At 69.5% G+C, this 10,785-nt stretch carries 11 protein-coding genes; 7 read left to right on the plus strand and 4 right to left on the minus strand.

Features of this window, described 5'->3' with window-relative positions:
- Positions 1–12: 12 nt before the first annotated feature.
- The gene (locus ACZZZF_RS17425; protein WP_053097181.1) at positions 13–411 is read left to right on the plus strand and encodes a PLDc N-terminal domain-containing protein; all 399 of its coding nucleotides are present in this window, start codon (positions 13–15) and stop codon (positions 409–411) included.
- Here ACZZZF_RS17425 and ACZZZF_RS17430 read toward each other — a convergent pair.
- Genes ACZZZF_RS17430 through ACZZZF_RS17440 form a run of 3 tightly spaced genes read right to left on the minus strand, consistent with a single transcriptional unit; the run spans position 408 to position 2,641 of the window.
- Complete coding sequence (locus ACZZZF_RS17430; RefSeq protein WP_463499751.1) at positions 408–1,382, minus strand: epimerase; 975 nt, start codon at positions 1,380–1,382, stop codon at positions 408–410. The two genes, ACZZZF_RS17425 and ACZZZF_RS17430, sit on opposite strands and share 4 nt — an antisense overlap.
- A gap of 8 nt (positions 1,383–1,390) precedes the next feature.
- Positions 1,391–2,020: a DUF4166 domain-containing protein gene (locus tag ACZZZF_RS17435; protein WP_463499753.1), complete on the minus strand. Its 630-nt coding sequence runs from the start codon at positions 2,018–2,020 to the stop codon at positions 1,391–1,393.
- A 9-nt stretch (positions 2,021–2,029) separates the two neighbouring features.
- A complete protein-coding gene (locus ACZZZF_RS17440) occupies positions 2,030–2,641 on the minus strand; it encodes a TetR/AcrR family transcriptional regulator (RefSeq protein WP_463499754.1) in 612 nt (203 codons plus the stop codon).
- Between the two features lie 109 nt (positions 2,642–2,750).
- On the opposite strand from ACZZZF_RS17440, the gene ACZZZF_RS17445 reads away from it, so the two are divergent.
- Both ACZZZF_RS17445 and ACZZZF_RS17450 read left to right on the plus strand, forming a co-directional pair.
- The gene (locus ACZZZF_RS17445; RefSeq protein ID WP_230100357.1) at positions 2,751–3,557 is read left to right on the plus strand and encodes a sugar phosphate isomerase/epimerase family protein; all 807 of its coding nucleotides are present in this window, start codon (positions 2,751–2,753) and stop codon (positions 3,555–3,557) included.
- Positions 3,557–4,696, plus strand: a complete 1,140-nt coding sequence (locus ACZZZF_RS17450) for a Gfo/Idh/MocA family protein (RefSeq protein ID WP_053097175.1) — start codon at positions 3,557–3,559, stop codon at positions 4,694–4,696. The genes ACZZZF_RS17445 and ACZZZF_RS17450 overlap by 1 nt, the downstream gene beginning before the upstream one ends.
- 29 nt (positions 4,697–4,725) lie before the next feature.
- Here ACZZZF_RS17450 and ACZZZF_RS17455 read toward each other — a convergent pair whose 3' ends face one another.
- The gene (locus ACZZZF_RS17455; RefSeq protein ID WP_463499756.1) at positions 4,726–5,922 is read right to left on the minus strand and encodes an ROK family transcriptional regulator; all 1,197 of its coding nucleotides are present in this window, start codon (positions 5,920–5,922) and stop codon (positions 4,726–4,728) included.
- A 112-nt stretch (positions 5,923–6,034) separates the two neighbouring features.
- Between ACZZZF_RS17455 and ACZZZF_RS17460 the strand changes: the two genes are divergently transcribed.
- Genes ACZZZF_RS17460 through ACZZZF_RS17475 form a run of 4 tightly spaced genes read left to right on the plus strand, consistent with a single transcriptional unit; the run spans position 6,035 to position 10,774 of the window.
- Positions 6,035–7,144: a Gfo/Idh/MocA family protein gene (locus ACZZZF_RS17460; RefSeq protein ID WP_463499758.1), complete on the plus strand. Its 1,110-nt coding sequence runs from the start codon at positions 6,035–6,037 to the stop codon at positions 7,142–7,144.
- Complete coding sequence (locus ACZZZF_RS17465; protein WP_053099192.1) at positions 7,141–8,649, plus strand: sugar ABC transporter ATP-binding protein; 1,509 nt, start codon at positions 7,141–7,143, stop codon at positions 8,647–8,649. Before ACZZZF_RS17460 ends, ACZZZF_RS17465 begins: the two co-directional genes overlap by 4 nt.
- On the plus strand, positions 8,646–9,728 hold the full coding sequence (locus ACZZZF_RS17470; protein WP_056279956.1) for an ABC transporter permease: 1,083 nt from the start codon (positions 8,646–8,648) through the stop codon (positions 9,726–9,728). Before ACZZZF_RS17465 ends, ACZZZF_RS17470 begins: the two co-directional genes overlap by 4 nt.
- Positions 9,725–10,774, plus strand: coding sequence for an ABC transporter permease (locus tag ACZZZF_RS17475; RefSeq protein ID WP_230100355.1), 1,050 nt, complete (start codon positions 9,725–9,727; stop codon positions 10,772–10,774). The genes ACZZZF_RS17470 and ACZZZF_RS17475 overlap by 4 nt, the downstream gene beginning before the upstream one ends.
- Positions 10,775–10,785: the final 11 nt, after the last annotated feature.

Consider the following 10,785-nt stretch of genomic DNA (forward strand, 5'->3'; position numbering starts at 1 on the left):
TACCCTGAACACATGCCGTTCCTGTTCTCGCTCCTCGTCATCGCGCTGATGATCGGCGCGCTGGTCGACATCATCCGCCGAGACGACGCGCAGGTGAGATTCCTGCCGAAGATGGCGTGGATCATCATCGTGATCCTCCTGCCGCTGATCGGCGGTCTGCTGTGGTTCGCGATCGGCAGGGAGTACTCGGAGGCGGGTCTGCGGCTGCCCCGGATGCGGCCGGCTGCGCGCCCCGCGACCCGCCGACCCGAGCCACGCCAGGCCCCGCCGGTCGACGCTCGCAGCACGGAGCAGCAGATCGCGGATCTCGATCGTGAGATCGAGGAGTGGCGGCTGCGTCAGGAGATCGAGAAGCGCCGGCGAGACGAGGGCGACGCGTCGTCGAGCGGGGCCGCGGACACGTCGAGCTAGCCGACGCGCTCGAGATCGAAGGACTCCCGCAGGGCGTCTTCGAGGTGGGGATACGCGAACTCGAACCCGGCGAGCGTCAGCTTCTCGGGGATGACCCACCGGCTCTTGAGGATCAGCTCGGTCTCGGTGCGGATGCCGATGGCGCCGAGCTCGAGCATCCACCGAGGCATCGGCGGACCGACGCGCACCTCCAGCAACCGCCGCACGGTGGCCATGAAGTCGGCGTTGTCGGTCGGATTCGGAGATGCGGCGTTCACGGGCCCGTCGAGGGTCGGCGTGACCTCGAGGAAATCGATGATGCGGGCGACGTCCTCGACGTGCACCCAGCTGAACCGCTGTCGTCCGCGGCGTGCGCCGGGGCGGTGGCCCGTGCCCGCGGCGCGGCGTGCGCGGCTGATCGGCCAGCGCCCGTCGTGCTGCGCCCCTCCGAGGCCGAGTCGTGCCAGGTTCTTCAGCGGGCCGAGCACGCCGCCGTGGCCGAGCACGATCGCACTGCGCAGGGCCACCCGCCGCGTCCGGGGGAGGTCGTCCGCGAACAGCGCGCGCTCCCACGCCTTGGCCACCTCGACGGAGAACCCCGTGCCGATCTCGCCCGACGACTCGGTCATCGGACGCTCTTCGGCATGACGGTAGATGGTCGCCGTCGAGGAGTTGACCCACAGTGGGGGAGGATTCGCGGCCTTCGCGATGGCGGAGCTCAGCGACGAGGTCGTGTCGAGCCGCGAGCGGAAGATCGCGGCGCGGTTCTCGGGCGTATAGCGGCAGTTCACGCTCTTGCCCGCCAGGCCGATCACGAGCGACGCACCGTCGACGGCCCGATCGATCGCCGCCTGGTCTCCCCAGGAGATGTCGGCGCCGGATCGCGAGACGGTGATCACCTCCCGCCCCGCTGACCGCAGACGGGGGATCAGGTACTGCCCCATGAAGCCGGTCGATCCGCCGATCACGACGGGTCCTGCGGAGAGGGGCATCGGATCCGTCACGGGGTCTCGCTCTCGATCGCGTACTCGAAGAATCCCGTGTACTCGTAGACGCGGCCGAGCAGCGGGGCGTCGATGGTCATGTTCACGTGGTGCCGCTCGCGCTGTTCGTCCCAGCGCTCGACGAGACCGATGCGCGGACTCAGGAAGGGCGGAGCGGTGATGCGCAGCCGCCCGAACCGCATCCCGACCCGGCGGATGGTCAGCACGACGGCACCGTCACGCACGTCGATGTCGAAGGTCGTGACGACCGTGCGACGGGGGCCGATCTCGTTGCGGAGGATGCGGTTCGCGCCGAGGGAGACGACGTCGGGCATGACCCAGGTGCGTCCTGGGAGATCGAAGTGCCTGACTGCCAGCGCCTCGCCCGCGACCGTGCGGTTCTCGATGCGGAACGGGACGTCGTGCTCCCATCCGGCGAACGCGACTGCGAGGGATTCCGCGATGCGGAACACCGGCCACAACCAGCGATGGCGCGAGCCCGCGGTCGTGAACACGCCCGTGCCGACTCCGACATGCCCGTCGGGGATGGTGCGGAAGTACCAGGCGGTCTTCGGGTGGAGTTCCGAGATGCGCTCGCCGAGCGCGCGCTCGTAGGGCGACCGTCGATCAGTGCCGGGTGCTGTCACACCCTCACCCTAGCGAGAGGTCGGACGCAGCAGTCGATCGAGCAGGGCGAGTGCCTCATGCTGCGGCGCGGTGTCGTCGAGGAGCCACTGCGTCTGCAGGCCGTCGGAGGCGGCCACGACCAGGGCGGCGACGGCCTCGGCATCCACGTCCTCGCGTATGAGACCCGTGTCCTGCTGCTCTCGCACGAGCGTGGCCATGTCCGTGCGCAACCGCGCGAAGCGGGTCGTCGCGAACTCACGGGCAGCCGGGTGCCCTTCTTCGAGTGCGGTCGCGACGAGCATGGAGTAGAGCTGGACGAGCCCGGGGACCTCGCGGTTGGTGCGCGCGGACTCGATCATCCGCTCGACCGGCGTCGCATCGGCCGGGAGGGCGTCGGGCTGCTGGCGACCGGGCGCCGTGCTCTCCTGGTAGACCGCGACGAGCAGCTCCTCCAGCGACCCGAAGTAGTGGGTGAGGGCCGCGTGAGTCACGCCGACGGCACTGGCGATGGAGCGGAGGCTCGTGCGGTCGGCTCCGCGTGCGGCGAAGACCTCGATGGCGCGATCGAGGATCTCCTGGCGACGGGCGATGCCCTTCGCGTAGGCACCGCGCTGCCGCGGGCGATCCTGATCCTGACTCATGAGGCGAGTCTACAGATTGAAAACTTCCGCGCGGAGGTATTTGGTGATAGCGTGCTCGGACAGACGGGTGAAGGCAGCCCGCACGTCACCGACGACCGAAGGAGACCCCGTGGCGATTCAGACTTCCATCCAGCTGTTCACGATCAAGGATCAGCTCGAGACCGACCTCGAAGGCTCGCTGAAAGAGGTGGCCGCCAGAGGCTTCACGGCCGTCGAGCCCTACGACTTCGTGCGCCGGGCTCAGCCGCTCGCCGACGCCCTGTCTGCGGCTGGCCTGACCGCTCCCTCCGGCCACGCGTTCCTCGCCTCCGAGTCGTTCGTCAACCCGGACGGCAGTGGAACCACTCTTCCGGTGCCGTCGCCCGCCGAGGTGTTCGCCGCGGCGAAGGTGCTCGGCATGGGCACCGTCATCGACCCCTACACGGAGCCGGCGCGCTGGGAGTCGATCGAGCAGATCGAGGAGACCGCGCGCCTGCTCAACGAGGCGGCCGCCGTCGGCGCGACCGTCGACGTGCGCGTCGGCTACCACAACCACGCCCATGAGCTCGAGGCCGTCTTCGACGGCGTCACCGGACTCGAGGTGCTCGCCGGCCTGCTCGACGAGCGAGTCGTGCTCGAGGTCGACCTCTACTGGGTCGCACGCGGCGGGGTCGACCCGGTCGCCCTGCTGCAGCGCCTCGGGGACCGCGTGATCGCGGTGCACGCCAAGGACGGCACGCTCGATCCCGCGCTCCTGAGCGCCTACCCGCCCGCCGATCAGGTGGCAGCCGGCGAGGGCACCGTGCCGCTCATCGAGGCCATCGCGGCCGCCCCCGCTCTCGAGCTCGCGATCGTCGAGTTCGACCACTTCGACGGCGACCTCTGGGATGCGGTCGAGCGCAGCCGCGTCTACCTCGACGAGAAGGTCGCCGGCTGATGGCGATCGGCAACGGACCCGTCGGCGTCGGGATCATCGGCGCGGGCAACATCAGCGACCAGTACCTGTCGAACCTCACGACCTTCCCCGACGTGCGCGTGATCGCCGTCGGCGATCTGCTCGAGGACCGCGCGAAGGCGCAGGCCGAGAAGTACGGCGTTCCTCGCGCGGGCGGTGTCGAGCTCGTGCTGAACGACCCCGAGATCGACATCGTCGTGAACCTGACGATCCCCGCCGTGCACGTCGAGGTGTCGGAGGCGATCCTCGCCGCCGGCAAGCACGTGTGGACGGAGAAGCCGATCGGCGTCAGCCGCGACGAGTCGCAGCGCCTGCTGCAGAGGGCGGAGGCCGCCGGTCTCCGTGTCGGCGTCGCCCCCGACACCGTGCTCGGACCCGGCGTGCAGACTGCGAAGCGCGCGATCGCCCGCGGCGACATCGGTCGTCCCCTCTTCGCCCAGACCACGTTCCAGTGGCAGGGGCCGGAGATCTTCCATCCGAACCCCGCGTTCCTGTATGCCAAGGGTGCGGGTCCGCTGCTCGACATGGGGCCGTACTACGTCTCGGCGCTCGTGCACGTGTTCGGTCCGGTGGCGGCCGTCGCAGCCCTCGGACTCCAGGGTGCTCCGACGCGCACGGTGCAGGTGGGAGAGCTCGCCGGACAGGAGTTCCCGGTCGAGATCCCGTCGACGCTGAGCGTGCTGATGGACTTCGAGCAGGGCGGACAGGCGCAGAGCCTCTACAGCACCGACTCACCTCTGCTGCGCCAGGGCATCGTCGAGATCACGGGCACCGAGGGCACGATCGTGATCCCCGACCCCAACACGTTCGGCGGACCGATCACGATCACGCGACCGCTGTCCCGCGTGTTCGTGCCGCCGGAGCCGACCGTGCAGGACGTCGTCGACGTCGAGCAGGAGGGCGTGCTCTCGGGACGCGGCGTCGGTCTGCTGGACATGGCGCGGTCGATCGCCGCCGGCCGGACGCATGTCGCCACGGGGGAATTCGGCTATCACGTGCTCGACACGCTGCTGTCGATCGAAGAGGCCGCCGAATCGCGCAGCTTCGTGCAGGTCGAGAGCACGATCGACGAGGTGGGCTCGCTGGATGCCGACTTCGATCCCTTCGAGGCGACTCTCTGAGGTCAGCCGGTGTGGCGGCGGCGGTGCGGTCAGCGCGCCTTCGTCGCCACATAGCGGTCGACGTTCGCGGGTGAGAGCACCTCGCGGGCGACCATGATCGCGGCGCCCAGCACGGCGGCCCGGTCACCCGCCTGCGACTGCACGATGGCGAGGTGCTGGGTCGCCAGGGGGATGGATCGTCGATAGACGACCTCGCGCACCCCGGCGAGAAGGTGCTCGCCGGCGCGGGCGATGCTGCCGCCCAGCACGATGATCGACGGGTTGAGCAGATTGACGACGGTCGCGAGCACCTCGCCGACATCTCGGCCGGCCTGACGGGTCGCCTCGATCGCAGCGGCATTGCCCGAGCGGACGAGGTCGACCACATCTGCGGGACTGTGCGCCGCAAGCCCGGTCTCCCGCAGAGCTGCGGCCAGCGCCGACCCGCTCGCGAGCGCTTCGAGGTCGCGCTCGTCGCCGGGCTCCCTCGTCGAGCCTGCGCCGCTCGGCACCTGGACGTGCCCCAGATCGCCGGCCGATCCCTGCGCGCCGCGTTGCAGCTGTCCGCCGGCGATGATGCCGGACCCGATGCCGGTCGAGACCTTCACGAACACGAGGTCGTCGACGTGCGGCCACGTGGTGGCCTGCTCGCCGAGCGCGAGGATGTTCACGTCGTTGTCGACGAGCACCGGCACGTCGAACGTGCGCTGCACGTAGGCGGGGATGTCGAAGCGGTCCCAGCCGGGCATGATCGGCGGGTTGGTCGGTCGCCCGGTCGAATGCTCGACGGGACCCGGCACGCCGATGCCCACCCCGAGCAGCGGGATGCCGGCAGCGCGGGAGGCCTCGAGGAGAGCGCCCGCATCGTCGAGGATCAGATCGAGGAGGCTCTCGGGCCCGTCGCCGATGTCGATCGTGCGGGTGCGCGAGTCGAGGATCACGCCGGCGAGATCAGCGACGGCACTGGTGGCGTGAGTGGCACCGAGGTCGACGGCGAGCACGACTCCGGCACGGGAGTTGAAGGCGAGTCGCGCAGGCGGTCGACCGCCCGTCGAGACAGCCTCGCCTGCCGGTCGCAGGAGGTCGGCGGCGAGCAGGGCATCGACCCGCAGTGCGACAGTCGACCGCGCGAGACCCGTGATGGTCGCGAGCTCGGCTTTGGTGCGGGCGGTGCCGTCGCGAAGGATCTGGAAGATCTCGCCCGCCCCGGGATTCGCTGCCGCGGCGGTGCGGAGTGCGTCGACCATTGCGTCAGTAAACCACAGACTTGCGCCACCGCTCGGTCGACTTCCGATTCGTTACAAAGAACTTTTGACGAACACCTAGCAAAAGTCGAGGAGCCGTGTCAGACTCACCGCCATGACAACGGATGTCACAGACACCGGTCTCGGGACGATCCGAGTCGGCATCCTCGGCGGGGGATTCATGGCTCGCGTGCATCGCACCGCGGCCAGGGACGCGGGAGGCGAGTTCCGCGCCGTCGCCACCGGCTCCCTCGCGGGCGGGCGTCAGGCCGCGGACGAACTCGGCGCCGGGCGTGCTGAGGCCGATGCCGCCGCTCTCCTCGCGGCCGATGACATCGACGTCGTCCACATCTGCACCCCCAACGCCACCCACGCCGGCCTTGCGCTGCGCGCACTCGAAGCCGGCAAGCATGTCATCTGCGAGAAGCCCCTCGCCACGAACGCTGCGGACGCCCGTGAACTCGCACGGGTCGCCGGATCTCTCGGCCGCGTCACCGCGGTTCCCTTCGTCTACCGCTACCACCCGATGGTGCGGGAGGCGCGGGCCCGCGTCGCCCTGGGCGGCATCGGGGAGCTCCTCACCCTCGACTGCTCGTACCTGCAGGACTGGATGCTCCTCTCCACGGACGATGACTGGCGGGTGCGGTCGGCATCCGGCGGGGCATCCCGGGCATTCGCCGACATCGGCTCGCACCTCTGCGACCTCATCGAGTTCGTGACGGGCCAGCGGATCCGGTCGCTGAGCGCCCGCACCCGCCGGGTGTTCGCCGAGCGAGCCGGACGGGCGGTCGACACGGAGGACATCGTCGCGATCCTCGTCGAGACCGAGTCCGGTGCCCTGGGCACCCTGCTCGTCTCGCAGATGGCCGCCGGACGCAAGAACGCCCTGACTCTCGAACTCCACGGGACCAGGCAGACCCTGCGCTTCGAGCAGGAGCGCCCGGAGGAGCTGTGGATCGGCATGAGAGAGGAGTCCCGGCTGCTGCTGCGGGACCCCTCCACCGCATCGCCCGACTCGGCTCGTCTGCAGCGGGTGCCCTCGGGGCATGCCATGGGCTATCAGGACGCGTTCAACGGCTTCATCGCCGACGTGTATGCGGCGATCGGCGGCGCGACCCCCGACGGGCTGCCCACGTTCGAGGACGGTGTCCGCTCGGCGGTGCTCACCGAGGCGGTCCTCGCCTCGGCGGCCGCGGACGGACGATGGACGGAGGTGGCGGCATGACCGCGACGATCACACAGCCGGTGCTCGAGGTCTCGGGCATCCGCAAGTCGTTCTTCGGAGTGGAGGTGCTGAAGGGCATCGACTTCGATGTGCGTCCGGGGGAGGTGCACGGACTCGTCGGCGAGAACGGCGCGGGCAAGTCCACGCTCATGAAGATCATCGCCGGGGTGCAGCCCGCCGACGACGGCGTGGTGCGCTACCGCGGCGCGGAGGTGCGGCACGCACACCCGCGGCAGGCGATGGACGACGGCATCGTGACCGTCTTCCAGGAATTCACGCTGCTGCCCGAGCGCACGGTCGCGCAGAACGTGTATCTCGGACGTGAGCCCCGACGCGGCGGCTTCGTCGATCAGAAGGCGATGATCCGTCGCACCGGCGAGCTCCTCGCCGACCTCGGCGTCTCGTTCATCGACCCGCAGGCCCGGGTCGGTTCACTGACCGTCGCCGAGCAGCAGATCGTCGAGATCGTCAAGGCGCTGTCGTTCGAGGCGCAGGTCATCTCGATGGACGAGCCCACCGCCGCGCTGAGCGACCGCGAGGTCGAGCTGCTGTACGCGATCATCCGCCGGCTCACGTCTCGCGGGGTGGCGGTGATCTACGTCTCGCACCGGCTCAAGGAGATCTTCGACCTGTGCGACCGCATCACGATCCTCAAAGACGGCGCTCTGGTCTCGACCGATGAGACGAGCGCCCTGACGACCGACGAACTCGTGCGCCGAATGGTCGGCCGATCCATCCAGTCGTACTACCCGGATGCCGTGGCCGGCACCGTCGTCGGCGAGCCGCGGCTCGAGCTCGACGGCTGCGGCAACGCCTTCGTCGACGGCGTCTCGCTCACCCTCCGCGCCGGGGAGATCGTCGGGATCGCCGGGCTCCAGGGGTCCGGACGCACCGAACTGGTCGAGGGGATCTTCGGCATCGACCCGTTCGTGCGGGGCTCGATGCGGGTCGACGGCTCATCGACGCGCATCACGAGCGCCAGGGCGGCGGTGCGCGCGGGACTCGCCCTCGTCTCGGAGGATCGCAAGGCCCAGGGACTGGCGCTCGGGCAGTCGGTGCTCGACAACACCCTGCTCGTGATCCGCAGCGTCTTCACCGCTCGCACCGCCTCGTCCCGTCGAGAGGTGCCCGGGGTGCTCAGCTCGCTGGAGATCAGCTCCCGTGGTCTCGACCAGGAGGTGCGCTTCCTCTCGGGCGGCAACCAGCAGAAGGTCGTGCTCGCCAAGTGGCTGCTCACACAGCCGCAGATCGTGCTCTTCGACGAGCCGACCCGCGGCATCGACGTCGGTGCGAAGTACGCGGTGTACCAGCTCATGCGCGACCTCGCGGCACAGGGCAAGGCGGTGCTGATGGTGTCGAGCGAGCTGCCGGAGGTGATCGGCATGAGTGATCGGATTCTCGTGATGCACGACGGCGAGCTGGTCGCCGAGCTGCCGGCGGGTTCCGCGGAGCACGAGATCCTCGGCGCAGCCACGGGCGCGACGGTCGACGGGGGTGCACGATGAAGAGACTTCGGATCGACTCGACCGTCATCGTGCTCGGGATCCTCATCCTGACGCTCATCGTCGGCGCCATCCTCGTCGGCACCGTCGGTCGCAACTTCTTCAGCCCCGGCAACATCCGCGACATCCTCACCGGCATGAGCGTCCTCGGGCTCGTCGCGATCGGGCAGACCCTCGTGGTGCTGGGCGCGTCGCTCGACCTGTCGGTGACCTATGTCGTGAGTCTGTCGAGCCTCCTGGCGGCGACGATCATGAACGGCAACCCCGGGAACATCCCGGCCGCGGTCTCGATCACTCTGCTCGTCTGCGCCGGGATCGGTCTGGTCAACGGACTCATCGTCACCGTGCTGAAGGTCAACGGGTTCATCGCGACGCTCGGCGTGGGGCTGATCCTGCAGGGGATCCTGAACACCAACTTCGAGGGCTCGGCGGGCAGCGTGCCGTGGGAGTTCCAGCTCATCGGCGCCACCGGAGTCGGGCCCGTGCCGGTGTCGACGATCATCATGATCGCGCTCGCCGTCGTCGTCTGGCTGCTGCTGAACCGCACGCGCACCGGCGCCCACCTGTATGCGGTCGGCGGCGACCCCGAGATCGCGCGCCTGTCGGGGGTGCGCACCCGCCCGCCGCTGATCGCCGCGCACGTGCTGTGCTCCGTCTTCGCGGGCCTCGCCGGCCTGCTGCTCGCCAGCCGTCTCGGCGTCGGCAGTCCCACGGTCGGCCAGCAGGGCGGCTACGCGCTGCTGTCGATCGCAGCCGTCGTGCTCGGAGGCACCCTGCTGCTCGGCGGACGCGGTTCGATCTGGGGTGCCATCGGTGGCGTCGCGATCCTCGCGGTCGTCGACAACGTGATGAGCGTCATGCAGGTCAACCCGTTCCTGAAGGACGTCGTCCGCGGCGTGGTGATCGTCGCCGCGGTGGCCGTCTACAGTCGTCGGTCGATCGTCAGTCGCCGTCCGCGCTTCGGCGCCGGCGGCACGAGAACCGGGGGAGACGACGCCGCCAAGGCGGCCGAGTCCGAGATGGCGGCCGCAGCATCCGAACTCGCCGATACGAGCACCGTGGCGGAAGGAGGCCGGTCGTGAACGCTCTGCGCACACTCGTGAGCCCTCGGGGCGCGGTGTTCCTGCTGCTGGTGATCCTGCTCGTCGCCGTCATGATCCTCAACCCGAGCTTCGCGGAGCCGGGGCAGTTCATGAGGTTCATCCAGCGCGTCGCACCGATCGCCATCGTCGCGATCGGCCAGTACTTCGTCATCATCGCGGGCGAGTTCGACCTGTCGCAGGGCTCGCTGATCACCGCGCAGGTGATCGTCGCCGGCAACCTCGTCGGGCAGGACGACTCCCGCACCGTGCCCGTGCTGCTGCTCATGATCGTCTTCGGGGTGGTCGTCGGACTCGTGAACGGTGTCATCACCACGCTGCTCAAGGTGCCCTCCTTCATCGTCACGCTGGGCATGATGCTCGCCCTTCTCGGCGGCGTCATGTGGTGGACCGGGGGAGCGGCCACGGGCAACCCGGCTGACAGCTTCCGCGAGATCGGTCGTGGCGGCATCCGTGACGTGCCGGTGCTCGAGTTCATCCCCTGGGCGGTGTTCATCCTGATCGGGTGGCTCGCGCTGGGCATCTGGATCACCAAGCGCCCGCTCGGCAAGCTCCTCATCGCGGTCGGCGACAACTCGACCGCGGTCGACTTCGCCGGCGCGCGCAGCGCCTGGGTGACGACACGGGCGTTCGTGATCTCGTCGCTCTCGGCCACGCTCTCCGCCGTGCTGCTCGTGGGGTACGCCGGGGTGCATCCCTCGGTCGGCCGCGGCTACGAGTTCGTCGCCATCACCGCCGTCGTCCTCGGCGGGGTCGTGCTCGGCGGAGGCCGGGGATGGATCGTCGCGGCGGCGGCGGGAGCCTTCGCGCTCGAGGCCCTCTTCATGCTGCTGAACATCGCGGGGGTTCCTTCGACGCTGCGAGACGCCGTGCAGGGCGTGATCATCATCGCCGCAGTGGCGTACTCCGCGGTCGCCTTCCGGGCACGGCGCCGGCGAGGCCCGCAGCCGTCTCCGGACGTTCCGCGCACAGAGACCTCAGAACCCGTAACAACCAGCACCATCCACACAGAAACCAGAGGAGATTAGCAATGCGACGA

Source organism: Microbacterium sp. AC215 (genome assembly GCF_979258645.1).

Bases quoted from the DNA above. Each gene is read 5' to 3' on its own strand.
- ACZZZF_RS17465 (WP_053099192.1), top strand. From the start codon at position 7,141: ATGACCGCGACGATCACACAGCCGGTGCTCGAGGTCTCGGGCATCCGC.
- ACZZZF_RS17425 (WP_053097181.1), top strand. From the start codon at position 13: ATGCCGTTCCTGTTCTCGCTCCTCGTCATCGCGCTGATGATCGGCGCG.
- ACZZZF_RS17470 (WP_056279956.1), top strand. From the start codon at position 8,646: ATGAAGAGACTTCGGATCGACTCGACCGTCATCGTGCTCGGGATCCTC.
- ACZZZF_RS17430 (WP_463499751.1), bottom strand. From the start codon at position 1,382: ATGCCCCTCTCCGCAGGACCCGTCGTGATCGGCGGATCGACCGGCTTC.
- ACZZZF_RS17450 (WP_053097175.1), top strand. From the start codon at position 3,557: ATGGCGATCGGCAACGGACCCGTCGGCGTCGGGATCATCGGCGCGGGC.
- ACZZZF_RS17455 (WP_463499756.1), bottom strand. From the start codon at position 5,922: ATGGTCGACGCACTCCGCACCGCCGCGGCAGCGAATCCCGGGGCGGGC.
- ACZZZF_RS17440 (WP_463499754.1), bottom strand. From the start codon at position 2,641: ATGAGTCAGGATCAGGATCGCCCGCGGCAGCGCGGTGCCTACGCGAAG.
- ACZZZF_RS17460 (WP_463499758.1), top strand. From the start codon at position 6,035: ATGACAACGGATGTCACAGACACCGGTCTCGGGACGATCCGAGTCGGC.